A 17,108-nucleotide genomic window follows, 5' to 3' on the forward strand; every position below is an offset into this window, starting at 1 on the left:
ATTTCTTATGTAGAGTCGAGTGCTGCTCAATTAGGCAGAATACATTGAAAGTGGTGCACGAAATGCCCATATTAGATCTAACAATACAAATGCACAGACAGCGTTTAAAACTTGGCGTATGATTTTGACATGAACAATGTCGAACACGATAAAAGATTAGGACAGGACATGAATATTGCGGCAAACCCGGTGATCGAAGCGGATCAAACCATTTATTTAAAAGACTATCAAAAACCTTCCTTTATTGTTGATTCCATCGACCTGAATATTCAAGTCTATAGTGACCACAGTCTGGTCAGCAGCAAGCTAGAGATGCGGCGCCAAACTGCTGGCGATCTGGTTCTGCTTGGCCGCGATCTGGAGCTGCAATCGATTCGGTTAAATGGTCAAATCCTGAATGCAACTGACTACAGTCTTGATGCTGAACAACTGGTGATTGCCAATGCGCCTGATCAAGTGTCGCTTGAAATCGTGGTTAAAATTCATCCTGAAAGTAATACCATGCTGGAAGGTCTGTATCAGGCCAGTTCAGATCTGTTTGTGACCCAAAATGAACCAGAAGGGTTCCGTAAAATTACTTTCTATCCAGACCGTCCTGATGTGTTGTCGGTCTTTACAACGCGTGTAGAGGCAGACAAGAAATATCCGGTCTTGCTCGCGAATGGTAACCTGCTGGAAACCGGTGAAGTAGATGAAAAGCGTCACTATGCCGTGTGGCAGGATCCAACCAAGAAACCGAGCTATTTGTTCGCCTGTGTCATTGGTGATTTGGCAGTGATGAAAGATTCTTATGTCACGTCAGAAGGCCGCAATGTGGCTCTGGAAATCTACGCAGAAGAAAAAGATATTCCAAAATGTAAGATTGCCATGGAAGCGCTCAAACATTCCATGCGCTGGGATGAAGAGCATTATGGTCTGCCTTATGATCTGGATAACTACATGATTGTGGCGACCAGTGCATTCAACATGGGTGCCATGGAAAATAAAGGTCTGAATATCTTCAATACTTCATGCGTGCTAGCCGATGAAGAGTACACCACTGATGCCGCAATCATGCGGGTGCAGTCGGTGATTGCCCATGAATACTTCCATAACTGGACCGGTAACCGGATTACCTGCCGTGACTGGTTCCAGTTGTGTTTAAAAGAAGGTCTAACTGTATTCCGTGACCAGTCTTTCTCGGAAGATTTACAGTCGGCTGCGGTACAACGTATTGATGATGTAGCAGTTCTCAAAGCGCATCAGTTCCCCGAAGATTCAGGGCCGCTGTCGCATCCACCGCGTCCAGATCATTTTGTAGAAATTAACAACTTCTATACCGCCACCGTTTATGAAAAAGGTGCGGAAATTAACCGCATGATGGCGACCTTGCTTGGCAAGGAAAAATTCCGTCAAGGAACTGATGAGTATTTCCGCCGTCATGATGGTCAGGCGGTAACGGTTGAGGATTGGGTGGCCGCGCTTACAGCCGGTTCAGGTGTAGATCTTTCTAACTTCCTGACCTGGTACAACCAGCCAGGTACGCCTAAACTTCAAGCAAAAGCTGAATATGATGTAGAGACCCAAATCTATCGCCTCAGCTTTAAGCAAAGCCTGAAAACCCATGCTAAATATCCAAATCTGAAAGCAGTACCCATTCCAGTGGCTTTGGCACTGTTTGATGCTGAAAGCGGTGAGCAGCTAACGCTGAACTCTGAGGCACTCTTTGAAAATGGCGTCAAAGATGGCGTGTATCTGTTTGATCAGGATGAAGCCACGATCGAATTTAGCGGTGTGACAGCAAAACCGGTGGTGTCCTTGCTGCGTAATTTCTCTGCACCGGTGAATCTGGACTTTGACTATTCAGAAAAAGAACTGGCTTTCCTGTTGCAATACGAGACCAATGGTTTTAACCAGTGGCAAGCAACTCAGACCTTACTCGAGCGTATCTTGCTGGATGACCAGCCTGCAGAAATTTATATCGAGGCTATGCTCAATACCTTGCCGGATGTGATTGAGAAAGATCCGCTGTTGGCATCACGTCTGTTTGATGTACCGTCGGAAGGTTATTTAGGTAGCCGTATTGATCAGGATTATAATCCGGTCATGATTCAGGAAAAGCGTGAGGCTTTGCTGCATACCTTGGCACGTGCTTTTGGAGAAACAGCGAAAGAAACTTATCTTAATCTGGATCCTGATCTGCAATCTGAATTCTCACAAGCGATGGGTGTACGTGCTTTAAGAAATATTATGCTGACGATGATGGCTCGTCAGGGAGATGCATTTGCCTTTGATTTAGCCTATGAGCAATATCACACGGGGAATATGTCTGAACGTTTGGGTGCGCTGAAAGTCTTGGTCTGGAATGATGCACCACAAGCAGAAGAAGCTTTGGCAGATTTCTATAGCCGCTTTGAAGATGAAGCCTTGTCTTTAGACCAATGGTTTATGGTTCAGGCAGCACATCCAAAAGCAACGGATGCAACGATTGCGTATCTGACCCAGCATCCGGATTATGATCTGGCTGTGCCTAACCGTATCCGTGCAGTGAGCGGGGGGCTGAATGCTAATCCGGTCAATACCTGGAGCTTTGGCGTGCAGCATTTTATTGGACTGGCAAAATATCTGGACGAGAAAAATCCGATTGTAGGCTCACGTTTGCTACAGGTATTGTCACGCTGGTATACCTTGGCAGAACCGCAACGCAGTGAAGTGAAAGCACAGCTTGAAACCTTAAAGCCACTGGTTAAATCTAAAAATGTGTCTGAGACACTCAATAGTATGCTCAGCGTATAACATCAATATTCATAAAAAACCGGATCGACCTGATCCGGTTTTTTATTTCCTGTTTATTTCAAACGCTGGCTTTAAATACAGTTGAATTTCTCTAAAGGCTTAGGTAAGTACTAAAGGGTGTTACAGTATGATTATACGGAAAAGAGTATTTGTTTATTAAGCTGTAAGCTAGGTAAAGGGATCTACAGATTCGCTTACTAGAGGTTGTCCAAGATATGTTAGTGAAAATTGAAGATGGTTTTTATTTAAATAGCCAGCATATTATTGCCGTACATGTCAGCAAGAATCCTGAAAATGGCTTACTTGAAATCTCCATTCAATATACGCCGCATTCCATTCAGCAGGTCGGAGAATACAAAAAAGTATTTCAAAGCCAGCTTGATGCTGAAATATTCTTAAGTGAGTTAAATCAAAAACTTCGCTAAAAGCCTGCATCATACAGGCTTTGATCAAGCATCTTATTGTCTGACGATGAGGACTGGAATAGAGGAAAGTGCCAGAACATTCTGAGCGACACTGCCCAGCATGAGTTTTTGCAGACCCTTACGACCATGTGAACCCATAATGATCATATCGGTCGGGGATTCATTTGCAGCCTGCATAATGCCTTCTGACGGCGCCATGCCATGCAGGATTTTTGTCGTCACCTGGATGCCATCACGAACAAAGTTCAGTTTCAGTTCATTTAAACGATCCAGCGCATTTTGTTCTGCATGCATAAAATAGTCTGTGACTGCAGGAGCAACTTTGTAAAAATCTACGCCCTTAAAGGGATCCACCGCAATCACACTGAGTAAAGTGACATGGCTATGAAATACTTTGGCCAGTTCCAGGGCATGATCTGCGGCAGCATAGGAAATCGAGGACTCATCGAGTGCTACGAGAAGATGATCATAGTTATTCATGGTGCTTCCTCATATTTATTATTGCAGTAAAGGGGAGTGTGGTTTGAGCGAGTAAATCTCCACAGCATGTTTTGTTAGACTTTCAAATGTAAAGTAGCAAGTACTGCGCATCTTGAAGATGCGCAGCATCAGGATTATTTTTTAACGATTAGTACGGGAATTTCACTCGCACCCAATACATCCTGTGCAAAGCTGCCCAGAATCATTTTCTGGAAGCCTTTACGGCCATGAGAACCCATGACGATCAGGTCGGCTTTCACCTCACCCGCGGTTTCAGCAATATGTTCTGCATTGACTAAACCTGTGACAATGCGGGATTGCGCTTCAATACCTTCACCGGCTGCGATGGCAGTGGCTTCTTTCAAGGCCTTTTTGGCATTGGCATGTGCCTCGATAAAATATTCCTTCATGATAGAGGAGCTGTAATAGAAATCAGCCTCGGTAAAAGGATCTTCTGCGATCAGGCTGATCAGGGAAAGCTGACTACCAAATGCCTTGGCAATTTTGGCAGCATGTCGTACTGCAGAAAAGGAAATTTCTGAACCGTCCACTGGGACTAAAATATGTTGATAGGCCATGGCTTTTCTCCGCAGGTTGTCTGATTTTTAGGCTTGGTTTATTGATAGCACAGTGCTGTGGCGGGTGCAATTGCAAAAAAGCGGTAAAATTGAAAAAACTCATTAAATTACAAATATTTTTTATGTAAAAGTGATGAAAAAAACAGAGTAAAAAACTCGGAATTGCAGTTTTAGTGATCAAAAATAAGAGGATGAATAGTCCTTGTTTGCAGCAGGATAGTTTAAACTGCCGTAGCCTGTTTTTAGATCATGTATAGGGGACAGTTTTGAGGTTTTTTGCCATTCATCTTTTGCTCATAAGTTCAGTTATTCTTTCCGGCTGTCAGACCGCACAGAACACTAAAGTCATTGCCGGTGCTTTTAACCTGACCACAGGCTTGCAGCAAAAAGTGATGGATCGTTATGCACCTAGTGCGGTTATCGTGCAGCAGAATATTGCCTATGCGCCGCAACAGAAATTATCTCTGGATCTGTATCAGCCGCAGAATATTGCCAGTATTGGCCCACGACCGACCATTGTCTGGATTCATGGCGGCGGCTGGATTTCAGGTTCTAAAGAACATGCACGGGGTTATTTCAAGCTGCTGGCGGCACAGGGCTATAACGTGGTATCCGTGCAATATCAGTTTGCGCCACAAGTGACCTATCCAAGCCAGTTACACCAGATCAATCAGGCACTTGAATTTCTCGATACCTATGCAGAAACCTATCAAATCGATGCCCAGAACTTATATCTGGCCGGAGATTCTGCCGGGGCGAATATGGCCAGCCATTACGCCGCGCTTTTGACCAATCCCGTATTTGCCGACCAATCCGGTATTCAGCCTCATCTGCAACCTGCGCAGCTTAAAGGTTTAATATTGCATTGTGGAATCTATGACTTGGAAGCATTTGCCAGCACAGCACCTGAGGAAATGAAAATTATCGAATGGGGTGTCTTTAACCTGATTCAGGCTTATACCGGCGATCGTAAACATGATGCCGAGTTTTTAAAGCAGATTTCTCCGATTCAGTATATTACGCCGTCTTATCCGCCAGTGTTCATCAGTGGCGGGAACAAGGATTTTCTGACCGATACTCAGTCGCTACCATTTGTAAAAGCTTTGAAGGAACAGCAGGTTCCTGTGACTGAAATATTTTATCCAGAGTCTAAGGCCTGGCTCATTCATGAATATCAGTTTTTTATGGGCAAAAAGGAAAGTCAGCAAACCTTTGTCAAAACCCTGGATTTTTTACATCAGCTTTCCCCTTGAAGAGAAAACGGTGCAAAATGAATCTCTCAAGATTGATCATGTCAGATCGTCCCGACAGCAATCATTGAAAAATTGTTTGGAGTTTAAAAAATGAATCCTGTCTCATGGGCATATTTGTTGTTGGCATTGGCTATTATTGCCGAAGTGACTGGATCAACATTTCTGGTGAAGTCTGAAGGCTTTACCCGATTATGGCCATCTCTGGCAGTAGTCGTTTTATTCTGTATTGCGTTTTATTTGCTGTCTCAGGTGATTAAAGTAATCCCCTTAGGCATTGCATATGCAATCTGGGCGGGAGTAGGCATCGTTCTTACGGCAATCGCAGGCTATGTGATCTTTAAGCAGGCGCTAGATTTGCCCGCTTTTATCGGGATTGCACTGATCATTTCCGGTGTGGTGGTGATTAACCTGTTTTCCCAGACTGCAGGGCATTAAAAAGGCAGACAAGGTAGCTGCCTCATTTCTACAATAAGCTTATGCCACTTGCGGTTTAAGCTTAAACAGCAAATAAACCATTAAACCAAGTAGCAGTCCCCAAAAAGCGGAGCCAATACCAAAAAACTGGATATTAGAGGCGCTAAACAGGAATGTCATCAGTGCTGCTTCACGGTCATGACTGTCCTGAAAAGCCAGCGCGATATTGTGGCCAATGGTGCCAAACAGGGCAATGCCTGCCAATACTGTAATCAGAATCCCCGGAAAAGCCATTAGTACACTGGTCAAGGTCGCAGCAAAAAAACCCATCAGGATATAAAACAGGCCGCAGCTCATACCGGCAATATAACGTTTGGCCGGATCAGGATGCGCTTGGACATCCAGGCTGACCGCCGCACTGATTGCGGCAAGATTGACACTAAAACAGCCAAATGGTGCCAACATCGTCTGTGTAATACCCGTCCAGCCTAGAATAGAATTTACTTTCGGGGGATAACCATAACTTTTGATGACGGCCAAGCCAGGCAGGTATTGCGATGCCAGATTAATCACCATTAACGGTAAGGCTAATCCTAAAACAGCCTGCAAACTAAATTCAGGTGTAATCCATACCGGCTGGGCAATACTCCAGTTCAGCTGTGGAATAGTAAAATTAATAAAGAACGGACAAAGGGCAATAGCCATTAACACGGTAATCACGATGCTATACCGCGTACTCAGTTTTTTGGAAACCAGATAAATCGCCAGTACACAAAGCACAAATTCCCATGACTGTTGCAAACTACCAAACACAGAGATACCAAATTTCAGCAAGACACCTGCCAGCATGGCACTGGTCAAACTTTGTGGAATAAACTGGAAAATTCGCTCGAAAATTCCAAAAAATCCTAGACAAGCGATCAGAATGCCAGAAATCAGAAAAGCGCCAATTGCTTCCCCCAGACTATAGTGACCGGCAGAAGCAATGACCAGCGCCAGACCGGCAGTCGACCAGGCGGTTGAAATCGGATAGCGATATTTCCAGGAAAGCAGAAACCCGGAAACTCCAATGCCGATACCCAGTGCCCACAACCAGGAACTGATCTGTGCCTGATTGGCACCCAGGCTTTGCGCAGCTTCAATAACCAGTACGGCAGAAACACTGATACCAATCATGCAGGTAATAAAACCGGCCATGATGGCGGGAAAGGAGAGATCTTGTAAAAGTTTTGGCATCATCCATGACACTATTTTTAAATGCGTTTAAATCATACGCTTTTCACGTATCAACACAATGTTTTTAACAATTTTATCCAGAGGTCTGCTGGCTTGAAGCCGGTCATTGCTAGAAAGTTGAAGTCGCCAGTTTAAGGCCAAAACCGCAAAACAGGATCCCAACCGCCGCGACACAGCTGGCAGTCACTTTATAGTTCTGATTGAAATAGGAGGCCAGTTTTACACCAGAAAAAATCAGGATCGACAGATAGGTCATACTGATCAATTGCAAGATTACAGCCAGAAGCGTGAATGTCAGGGCTGGATAAGGATAGGCAGGATCGACAAACTGCACAAAAAAAGACAGATAAAACAGAATCGCTTTGGGATTTAAAATACTGATTGTGAGCGCTGTACGAAAGGGCTGAACAGATTCTACCGTATCTGGAGTCGTCTTTTTAATCTGGACGCGTTGTGATGACTTTTCCGGAAAGAAAGTCTGGTAGGCCGCAATGATTAGCTTGATACCCAAGTAACTGAGATAGATCGCTCCAATAACTTTCAGTGCAATAAACAGTACCGGAAAGGCATGCAGTAAAGAAGCTGCTCCCAATGCTGTACATATAATCAGGATCAGATCGCCCGTATAAACCCCCAAGGCACCCATATATCCCGTCTTAATCCCAAAGCGCGAAGCAATCGACATGACATACAGGGAATTCGGCCCGGGCAGTAGCACAATCAACGTGGTTCCAATGATAAAGGTCGTTAGATCTGTGATACCAAACACGAAAAACTCGCATGAACAAAAAAGCCGATGCGGCATTATAGCAACATCGGCTTGGAGAAATTTGCTAAATTTTCTTTAAATCTCAGTGGTACTCAGGAAAGTTTCACGTAATAAAGCAGCCAGTTGCTCACGGGCTTTAATGAAACCGTCAATGCCGCCTTGCAATAATTCACTGGCCATCGGATCCTGTTTCAGTTGTGCTTCAAAATCGGCAGGGCTGATTGGGCTGAGTTCACCTTGAACTTTAATATCTTTGGCTGAGAGTTGGGCCTGCACTTCACGCTGATCATTTTCCAGTTCGGCCAGCAGGTTTGGTGCTACCGTGAGCAGGTCACAGCCGCTCAAGCCTAGAACCTGATCAATACTGCGGAAGCTGGCACCCATGATTTCAGTCTGAATACCATGCGCTTTATAAAATTCATAAATACGCTTAACCGAAAGTACACCCGGATCTTTTTCAATCGGGTAAGACTCAACGCCTTCAGCTTTTTTGTACCAGTCCAGAATACGGCCGACAAAAGGCGAGATTAATGTTACTTTGGCATCAGCACAGGCATGGGCCTGATGCTGACCAAACAATAAAGTCAGATTGGTATGAATGCCTTGTTCTTCCAGTGCTTTCGCTGCCTGAATGCCTTCCCAGGTAGACGCGATCTTGATCAGAATGCGGTCTGAGTCAATTCCATATTGCGCATAAAGTGCCAGTAACTCTTTGGCTTTGGCAATGGTAGCTTCAGTATTAAAGGACAGCGAAGCATCGACTTCCGTTGAAACACGACCTTCAATCAGTTTTAAGATTTCTACACCAAATTTGACCGTTAAAATATCAATAGTCCGTTCAATCAGAGCGTCATCTGCATAGCCTTCTTGCTGGGCTTGCTGAAAAGCAGCTTCAATCAAGGCCTGATTTTCAGGTTGTTTTGCTGCTGCAGTAATCAGCGATGGATTGGTGGTTGCATCAAGCGGACGAAATTTTTCAATGGCACTCAAATCACTGCTGTCTGCCACAATGATCGTCAAGTTTTTTAATTGGTTTAATGCAGTTAATGTCATTACGATCTAGTTCTATGGTTATTGCTTATGCTTTCTTATATATCATAAATGGCCGGTTTACCAAGTAGACTGTCGTTGAATTTCTGTGATTAATGCCCGGTTTTACGTTGTTTGCGCAAGTGATTAATCAAAAAATGAGCAGCTGTGCCTAATCGGGTTTCTCTGCTCCAGACCAGATCAACAAAATATTCAAACTTTGGGGTGAAATCGAGCAGGTTGAGAACCTGTAACTGATCTTGCAAATGTGGCTGCTCATTCAGCATTTCGAGTGGCAGAACCCCCCAGCCCAGTCCTTGCTGAATCATGCTGCAAGCCGAGTGGTGGTTGTCGGTGCGCCAGTAATTTCGTGAAAAGAGTAGTTCCGGCTTGATGGTGCGATCCCGACTGGCCACCACAATCTGCCTGTTTTGCAAAATCTGTTCATAACTGACTTGATCGAACTGACTTAGGGGATGCTGTTTGGCGACTACAGCCACCAGTACCTCACGTTTCAATTCCACAAACTGTTCCCGTGTTTCCAGTTGTTCGCGTTCAAACATCAAGGCTAGCTGCGCTGAACCTTCAAACAGCATACGATGTGCATCTTCCTGAGGTGCACTGAATACATTGACTTGCAGTGCAGGAAATTCCTGTTCTAGCAACACAATATAATCGGTCCAGCGCGTATGCAGCAATTCTGAAACTACCACAATATTCAATTCAGATTCCAAGCCTGAACTTAGGGCTTGAGCATGCTGTTTCCACTGGTTCATTTCTACCAGTAGCTGCTGGGTTTTTTCATACAATACCTGCGCTTGTGCAGTTGGTTTCGGTTCACGACCTATACGCTGAAACAGTTCCAGATTCAGGTCAATTTCCAGATTGGCAATGGCCATGCTGACTGCGGAAGGTACTTTACCCAGTTGACGGGCAGCTGCAGAGAAAGAACCGGTTTCCATCACAGTTTTAAACATCAGCAGCTGTTCCTGATTAACATTCATAATTTTATCTTTCATTTTTACTGATAGATTCTAACTCGAATAGTCAGATTTAAAGAAATAAAATTCTTGCATCATGTAATGAATTGAGCTGATTTGATATGTTAATTTCCAAAAGAAGGTTGATTCATGCAGCTTTATATGAAGGCATTTTACTGGTCGTGATCGCTGTCCTGCTAAGTACATTGATGCATATGCCGCTTGAGGTCACCGGTGCACTCGGGATTGCTATGGCCGTGACTTCAGTACTCTGGAACATGCTGTTTAATCATTATTTTGAAAAATTTGAAGCAAAACATCGTTTGAAAAGAACCATTAAAGTGCGGATTGCCCATGCAATTGGCTTTGAAGGCGGTTTGATGCTGGCGACCATTCCGATGGTGGCTTATGCCTTGCACATGAGTCTGGCTCAGGCCTTTCTGCTGGATTTGGCTTTGACCCTTTGTATCTTGGTGTATACCTTTATTTTCCAGTGGATTTATGATCATCTAGAAGCCAGACTGGGGCAAGAGCCGGATTATCGGAAAATCTCATCATCAAATAAGCCATAAAAAATACCACACAGTTCAGACTCCCTTTTCAGAATGTGAAAGGTGAAATATTCAGCGATGAGGACTTGATCAAGTCCTCATTTTTTATGCTCGAACCCAACTGAAAATTAAGCTATAAGACATTGATTTTTTATTTTAATTTTAAAATTTATTGGGGAATTCAATGCTATTTAGACGAGCGATCTTGTCAGTGTCCATCGTGTTGCTGATGTGGGGTTGTGGGGGTGGAGGAGGTGAGAGCAGTACGCCACAGCAGACGCTGCCGGATCCAGTGACACCCCCCGGTTCGGGTGAGCAACTGAGCAAAATTGCGGAATTTAAGGTTCTGGATGTGGGTTCAGAATTAACAGCAGGGAATTTCGGTCTGAAAACCTGGAATCCCACCGCCATGGTGGTAAATGGCGATGTCCTTTATATTGCCAATAGTCAGGCCGAATCGAATATTTTACGTTATGACTTAAAACAAAAACGTGCACTCAGTGCGATTGATCCTATGAAAATTTCGGGTCTGGCCAAAAAATGGGACAGCCTGAATGATCTGGAAATTCATGCAGGGCGTTTATATGTGGCCAATTATGGCTCGAACCGAATTGATATTCTAGATATTAGTGGTGAACAGCCGAGCTTCATTATGGCACTCGGTACAGGTGTGTGGTGGGGCGATGCGCTTAATTATTCGCTGGTACATAGCAATGCAGTGACTGCTGACGACCGTTATGTGTATGTACCTGATATTGAAGGCCGGATCAATGTCTGGCGTCAAAGTGATGTGACAGCGCAAAACCATTTAAAGGCCCGCAAATTTGCACGGCTCAGCTTGCCGGGCTGTGCACGCAACTGTAATGCACGTATGGAGGTCATGGGCGACTATCTGTATACCAGCCTGCCGGATGGTATGACTTATGTCCACGATATCAATCAGATTCAGGAAAATGGAAATAATATTACGCCCATTTTAACAGAAACCAATTTGTCGGCAGTCATGCATCGTCATAACGATGGCTTGGTCTATGTGTCACGAAATGATGGAACTGTAAAAAGCTACCGGGAAAAATCTTTTAACTTGGAGTCTATCTTACCCAATAAAAGTGTAGATACTTTCCGAGATTATATTTTAAAAGGGCAAAACCAGAGCAGTCGACTGGCCAAGGCCAGCGATCTTTATATTTATGGTCAGAATCTATTACACATGGCCAATCAGAAAATTCATATTCTGCCAATGCTGACCTTGCAACAGAATAAATCCACACAGCTAAACCAAGCTATGATTTTAACCGAATCTCAGGCACGCGAGAGAAGCCGTGTCTTGCAGGATGGTGAATCATGGGAAACCTTGACCAATAGCAGCCAGCGTCATGTCTATATGGACAAGATTTTATCGGCAACTCTAAATGGCAACCGCCTGCATTTGCAAAGCTACAGTGCTGTGCCTGTACGTGATTTGCAGATTCGTGCCAAGATTAAAAACTCAGAAGACTGGGTGATTCTGGCTAAGCTGGATCAGTTGACGCCATTTTCGAAGGCAAATTTTGGTCTCAAGTTGACCGATCAATCCCGTTTCCCGTTGCTTGATGGCACAGGCTCGATCCAGCTCGCAGGTCTGAGTCAGACCACGCAAAACCCAAGCAATGTTTTTGATCTGAAAATTAGCTCTGAGACCGATGAGCACGTCAAAAAGCTGAATCAGATTAAAGCCAAATGGAAAATTTATTTTGGTACCTATGATGAACCGAATAAATGGTGTCGTATTACGCCGGTCTATGCCCGGGAATGGGTCATGATGATGACCAATCTGGCCTATATGCTCAGTACTCCAGAATTTGAAACCTTATGGTTTAACCATAAAGCGGTCATGGGACACGATTTTTTTGGCAATGATGGTCAGGTAGAAGGGCCGAATGGTTTCTTTCAGCCAGAAGATTATGTCCGGATCTATCGGGAAATTCTTAACCGCAATGAAATTAATCTTGGCATTACCAATATGGGTGGTGGTTTAGGTGGTGGAGCAGTATTAGGAGTAGATACTTGGTTATTCTATGGCCATTACAGATTATCTGGTTATCGAATTATTGCACATGAATTTGGTCATCATTGGGGCGGGCATAATAGTGCCTGGGCCATGTCGAATTATGGCTTTGAAGCTATGGTCGATTGGTTAAACTTCTATTTCCAGCGCCGTCCAGGCTCAATTCCTTATATGGACCCAAATGTGAATGCTTTCCACCTAACACCCGACAGCGCGCTTTGTCAGGGTGTGAACCAGAATATGGTGAAAGGTGTGGCATCGACTGCACCGTGGAACAAAGTGGATGAATATTTTAAAAATAACCCGATGCCAAATCCCTAAAACATAAAAAAAGCCCCTCAATTGAGGGGCTTTTTAATTGGATCGGTCAACGGATTATTTTTCAATAATTGCCGTCACACCTTGACCACCGGCTGCACAGATCGACACCAGTACGCGGCCTGAACCTTTCTGGTTAATCAGTTTTGCTGCTGTCGCAATGATACGACCACCAGTTGCTGCAAACGGGTGACCGGCAGCAAGTGAAGAGCCTTTTACGTTCAGTTTGGCACGGTCAATTGAACCTAAAGGTGCATCCAGACCTAAACGCTCTTTACAGAATTTTGGATCTTCCCAAGCTTTCAGCGTAGACAATACTTGAGATGCAAAAGCTTCATGAATTTCATAATAGTCGAAGTCTTGCAGTTTCAGACCTGCACGCTCAAGCATGCGTGGTACGGCATATGCAGGCGCCATCAACAGACCTTCTTTTTTCTCGACAAAATCAACTGCGGCAGTTTCCTGGAAAGTCAGGTAAGCTAGCACTTCATGGCCATTTGCCTTCGCCCATTCTTCAGAAGCCAATAGCACACAAGAAGCACCATCTGTTAGCGGCGTAGAGTTACCCGCAGTCATGGTACGGGCATCGCCCTTACCAAAGGCCGGCTTTAATTTCGCCAGTTTTTCAACACTTGAGTCCGCACGCAGGTTATTGTCACGTTGAAGACCCAAGAATGGTGTGATCAGGTCATCAAAGAAACCTTCTTCATACGCTGCAGCCATTTTCTGGTGTGAAGATGCAGCAAGTTCATCCTGTGCTTCACGGGAAATTCCCCATTCCAGTGTAGTAATCGCCTGATGATCACCCATAGACAGACCTGTACGCGGCTCACCATTTTTTGGTGCATCCATAAGGTCTTTCACATTGATTTTGGTCAGTGCTTTCAGACGGTCTTTTGCAGTTTTCGCAATGTTTAGCTCAAGTAATGCTTTACGTAAACCGTCACCAAAAGCAATCGGTGCATCAGAAGTCGTATCTACACCACCTGCAATGCCTACTTCGATTTGACCTAAAGCAATCTTGTTGGCAACAAGAAATGCCGCTTGCAAACCAGTACCACATGCCTGCTGGATGTCATAAGCAGGCGTTTCAGGTGCAAGGGCAGTATTTAGTACACATTCACGGGTCATATTGAAGTCACGGCTGTGTTTCAGTACTGCACCCGCAACCACTTCACCTAAGCGTTGACCTTGCAGATTAAAGCGTTCAACTAGGCCGTTCAGGGTTGCTGTAAACATGTCAGTATTGGATGCCGTAAAGTAAGCACCATTAGAACGTGCAAATGGAATGCGGTTACCACCGATAATCGCAACGCGGCGAACTGTATTTTGGTTCATGTTTGGTTCCTGTAGAACAGAAGTCTGTGTTGTAGAGATTAAATCTTTTTCAGATGAAGTCGTATTTTTGGCACGGGCAGGTGTGCTCCGTGTACGCGAGGTTTTAGTCGGACTTTTTTCTGTCCCAGTGGCTGTGTCAGTATTTTTAGTGCTACGCTTGGTGCGCGTTGATGGTTTTGACACAGTTCCTGTCGCAGAGTTCTCGACTGCTGGATTTTCTTGAGTTGTTTTGCTCATAAGGCTTTACCAGGCAAATAGATCGTCTTCTTGGCGCTTACATTAGCATAGAAGAGGATAGGCTGTATTGACTACAATGACATTACAGACTGCGCTCAGGTCAAGTCATCTGCCTATTATCTCAAGTATGATTGGGCGGAATCTGGCGGATCTATTGAAATATATGTGTCTGGCATCATATTGAAGTTTAAGGGTAACTTTAGATCAACCAAAAATTAATTTGTATGAGAGATAATAAACATGACTGATCAGTACCAAACTTTTGCAAAATCTCCTATTGGTAAATTTGTCATTAAAAATTTGGGTTTGCCATCCCCAACTTCTTTAGACCGTTTTGAGTCTGCTACGCCGGTGGTAAAAGGCGCAGTATTATTGGGCGCAGCACCAGCAAGTCCATTGACGGGTGCTATTGCTCAGGTTCTGGCAAATATTCATGCCAACAGCTATGCAGGTAATAATGCTGAGTTGCAACAGGCGGCTGCAGCATCTGGGCTGAATCTGGGTGCATTTAACCCGGGCGATAAAGAATCAAAATTCAAGGTCGTTATTTTTGATGCTTCAGGGATCGAAAATTCAGAACAGTTAAAATCACTTTATGATTTCTTTAACCCGATTGCGCGTCAAATCCAAAGTTCTGGCCGTGTCGTGATTGTAGGGACTACGCCTGAAACTGCTAAATCAGTCAGTCAGTCAATCGCTCAACGTGCACTGGAAGGTTTTGTAAAATCTGTTGGTAAAGAGTTTAAAAAGGGAATTGCAGCGAACCTGATCTATGTAGATGCGGGTGCTGAAGCAAATCTTGAATCTGCATTACGTTTTGCGGTCTCTCCACGTTCTGCTTATGTTTCTGGTCAGGTGATCCGTGTTTCACCTGCTGAAAAAGTAGACGTAGACTGGACCAAGCCATTAGCGGGTAAAACTGCGGTTGTGACAGGCGCAAGCCGTGGTATTGGTGAAGCGATTGCCCATGTATTGGCCCGTGATGGTGCACATGTCATCTGTCTGGATGTTCCACAACAGCAGGCTGACCTTGATCGTGTAGCTAGTGAGATCGGCGGCTCTACCTTGGCTATTGATATTACAGCTGCAGATGCAGGTGAAAAGATCAAGGCAGCGGCAGCTGAGCATGGTGGCTTAGACATCATTGTGCACAATGCCGGAATTACTCGTGACAAGACCTTGGCCAATATGAAGCCTGAACTGTGGGATCTGGTGATTAACATCAACCTGTCGGCAATTGAACGCGTGAATGATTATTTAATCTCCAACGATGGTCTAAATGCCAATGGTCGTATTATCTGTGTATCCTCAATTTCTGGGATTGCAGGAAACCTGGGTCAAACCAATTATGCAGCATCTAAAGCCGGGGTGATTGGTGTAGTAAAATTCACAGCACCGACATTAAAAAATGGTATAACGATTAATGCCGTTGCACCGGGCTTTATCGAGACTCAGATGACGGCTGCGATTCCATTTGCGATCCGTGAAGCAGGCCGCCGTATGAATTCGATGAGTCAGGGCGGTCTACCTGTTGATGTTGCAGAAACGATTGCAATGTTTGCTGCTACTGCATCAACAGGTTTAAATGGCAATGTGGTACGTGTATGTGGTCAAAGTCTGTTAGGGGCTTAAAGCATCAAGTCCTTTCTTGCAGTTTAATTAAAGCTCAGGGAGAGGATTTAGGAGAGGGAGACTAGGGGCCTTTTTTTAGTCCTCTCTCTAACTCTCTCCCAAAGGGAGAGAGAACTCCACTCATATATAAATGAAAAGAATATTTTAAAGGTTCAGTATGAATACGCGCCATTTTAGTCAACTTCCAAAACCTTATTTAGCCTATCCAAAAGTGATTCAAGGCTTGATTTTTAAAAAGCCGAAAGCTGAAAAAGTTCTACCGCAAGTTGAATATGTGGTGGATTCATTCAAGGTCGATCAAAAACATTTGAAAGCTTATAATGAAGTCTGCGGCTTTAAAAATAATGGCTATATACCAGCGATTTATCTGACGGTTCTTTCACAAAGCCTGCAAATGCACATGATGACTTCAGAAGCATTTCCATTTCCGATCTTGGGCTTGGTACATATCCGTAACCAAGTGAAGCAATACCGTAAAATCGGCGTCAATGAAACCTTGACCCTATCATGCAAATTTGGCGAATTGCAGCCGCACGATAAAGGCGTGCAGTTTGATTTCATTACTACAGTCAAAGTGGGAGGCGAGGTCGTAGTTGAAGCATTGACGACTTATCTGTCACGTCAAAAGACCAATGCTAAAGCTGCTGCAAAACCTGCAGAAAGCCAAGCGCCAGAATATATACTCAATAATGAATGGAACATCTCGGAGAATACTGGTCGTCGTTATGCCATGACCTCAGGCGACTTTAACTTGATCCATATTCATGCAGTCACAGCGAAAGCTTTTGGTTTTAAACAGGCAATTGCACATGGTATGTGGAGCAAAGCCAAAGCACTGGCGAATCTGTCATTGCCAGATGCTTATGAAGTTGATGTCTGGTTCAAGTTGCCGATGTACTTGCCATCTAAAGTTGAGTTCCTGACCGCGCAGGCAGCGAATGATACAGATTTCCTGATTCGAAACAGTAAGAATCAAAAACCACATGTCACCGGTCATATCAAAGCAATTTAAATCTGAATCAAAAGCCTAAATCTGATTTAGGCTT

At 44.3% G+C, this 17,108-nt stretch carries 15 protein-coding genes; 8 read left to right on the forward strand and 7 right to left on the reverse strand.

The window, feature by feature from the left end:
• Positions 1-168 precede the first annotated feature (168 nt).
• Both pepN and NI455_RS01100 read left to right on the forward strand, forming a co-directional pair.
• Complete coding sequence (pepN, locus tag NI455_RS01095; protein WP_253112044.1) at positions 169-2,775, forward strand: aminopeptidase N; 2,607 nt, start codon at positions 169-171, stop codon at positions 2,773-2,775.
• A 215-nt stretch (positions 2,776-2,990) separates the two neighbouring features.
• A complete protein-coding gene (locus NI455_RS01100; protein WP_004278836.1) occupies positions 2,991-3,200 on the forward strand; it encodes a hypothetical protein in 210 nt (69 codons plus the stop codon).
• Positions 3,201-3,233: 33 nt separating this feature from the next.
• On the opposite strand, the gene NI455_RS01105 is transcribed toward NI455_RS01100, so the two are convergent.
• Both NI455_RS01105 and NI455_RS01110 read right to left on the reverse strand, forming a co-directional pair.
• Complete coding sequence (locus tag NI455_RS01105; protein ID WP_004278835.1) at positions 3,234-3,680, reverse strand: universal stress protein; 447 nt, start codon at positions 3,678-3,680, stop codon at positions 3,234-3,236.
• A 134-nt stretch (positions 3,681-3,814) separates the two neighbouring features.
• Positions 3,815-4,258: a universal stress protein gene (locus NI455_RS01110; RefSeq protein ID WP_004278834.1), complete on the reverse strand. Its 444-nt coding sequence runs from the start codon at positions 4,256-4,258 to the stop codon at positions 3,815-3,817.
• A 266-nt stretch (positions 4,259-4,524) separates the two neighbouring features.
• On the opposite strand from NI455_RS01110, the gene NI455_RS01115 reads away from it, so the two are divergent.
• Both NI455_RS01115 and NI455_RS01120 read left to right on the forward strand, forming a co-directional pair.
• Positions 4,525-5,511 carry an alpha/beta hydrolase gene (locus NI455_RS01115; RefSeq protein ID WP_253112010.1) on the forward strand — a complete coding sequence of 329 codons (987 nt, stop codon included), beginning with the start codon at positions 4,525-4,527 and terminating at the stop codon, positions 5,509-5,511.
• A 90-nt stretch (positions 5,512-5,601) separates the two neighbouring features.
• The gene (locus NI455_RS01120) at positions 5,602-5,946 is read left to right on the forward strand and encodes an SMR family transporter (RefSeq protein WP_005252206.1); all 345 of its coding nucleotides are present in this window, start codon (positions 5,602-5,604) and stop codon (positions 5,944-5,946) included.
• A gap of 39 nt (positions 5,947-5,985) precedes the next feature.
• On the opposite strand, the gene NI455_RS01125 is transcribed toward NI455_RS01120, so the two are convergent.
• The 4 genes from NI455_RS01125 to aceR all read right to left on the reverse strand — a co-directional run bounded on the left by NI455_RS01125 (position 5,986) and on the right by aceR (position 9,963).
• Positions 5,986-7,161, reverse strand: a complete 1,176-nt coding sequence (locus NI455_RS01125; protein WP_253112045.1) for a benzoate/H(+) symporter BenE family transporter — start codon at positions 7,159-7,161, stop codon at positions 5,986-5,988.
• Positions 7,162-7,270: 109 nt separating this feature from the next.
• Positions 7,271-7,930: a leucine efflux protein LeuE gene (leuE, locus tag NI455_RS01130; protein WP_004278829.1), complete on the reverse strand. Its 660-nt coding sequence runs from the start codon at positions 7,928-7,930 to the stop codon at positions 7,271-7,273.
• A 75-nt stretch (positions 7,931-8,005) separates the two neighbouring features.
• On the reverse strand, positions 8,006-8,983 hold the full coding sequence (gene tal, locus NI455_RS01135; protein WP_085064292.1) for a transaldolase: 978 nt from the start codon (positions 8,981-8,983) through the stop codon (positions 8,006-8,008).
• A gap of 89 nt (positions 8,984-9,072) precedes the next feature.
• A complete protein-coding gene (gene aceR / locus NI455_RS01140; RefSeq protein WP_005263303.1) occupies positions 9,073-9,963 on the reverse strand; it encodes an HTH-type transcriptional regulator AceR in 891 nt (296 codons plus the stop codon).
• A 98-nt stretch (positions 9,964-10,061) separates the two neighbouring features.
• Here aceR and NI455_RS01145 point away from each other — a divergent pair, with 98 nt between their 5' ends.
• A complete protein-coding gene (locus NI455_RS01145) occupies positions 10,062-10,511 on the forward strand; it encodes an AceI family chlorhexidine efflux PACE transporter (RefSeq protein ID WP_005252200.1) in 450 nt (149 codons plus the stop codon).
• A gap of 163 nt (positions 10,512-10,674) precedes the next feature.
• Positions 10,675-12,858, forward strand: coding sequence for an LVIVD repeat-containing protein (locus NI455_RS01150; RefSeq protein ID WP_253112012.1), 2,184 nt, complete (start codon positions 10,675-10,677; stop codon positions 12,856-12,858).
• 54 nt (positions 12,859-12,912) lie between these two features.
• Here the strand turns inward: NI455_RS01150 and NI455_RS01155 are convergent, their stop codons facing one another.
• The gene (locus tag NI455_RS01155; protein WP_253112014.1) at positions 12,913-14,430 is read right to left on the reverse strand and encodes an acetyl-CoA C-acetyltransferase; all 1,518 of its coding nucleotides are present in this window, start codon (positions 14,428-14,430) and stop codon (positions 12,913-12,915) included.
• Between the two features lie 240 nt (positions 14,431-14,670).
• Between NI455_RS01155 and NI455_RS01160 the strand changes: the two genes are divergently transcribed.
• Together NI455_RS01160 and NI455_RS01165 are read left to right on the forward strand one after the other, a co-directional pair.
• Positions 14,671-16,062, forward strand: a complete 1,392-nt coding sequence (locus tag NI455_RS01160) for a 3-oxoacyl-ACP reductase (RefSeq protein ID WP_153566239.1) — start codon at positions 14,671-14,673, stop codon at positions 16,060-16,062.
• A gap of 157 nt (positions 16,063-16,219) precedes the next feature.
• Positions 16,220-17,074, forward strand: a complete 855-nt coding sequence (locus tag NI455_RS01165; RefSeq protein ID WP_253112016.1) for a MaoC family dehydratase — start codon at positions 16,220-16,222, stop codon at positions 17,072-17,074.
• Positions 17,075-17,108: the final 34 nt, after the last annotated feature.

The sequence above is a fragment of the Acinetobacter lwoffii genome (assembly GCF_024129435.1).
GTDB lineage: Bacteria > Pseudomonadota > Gammaproteobacteria > Pseudomonadales > Moraxellaceae > Acinetobacter > Acinetobacter lwoffii_F.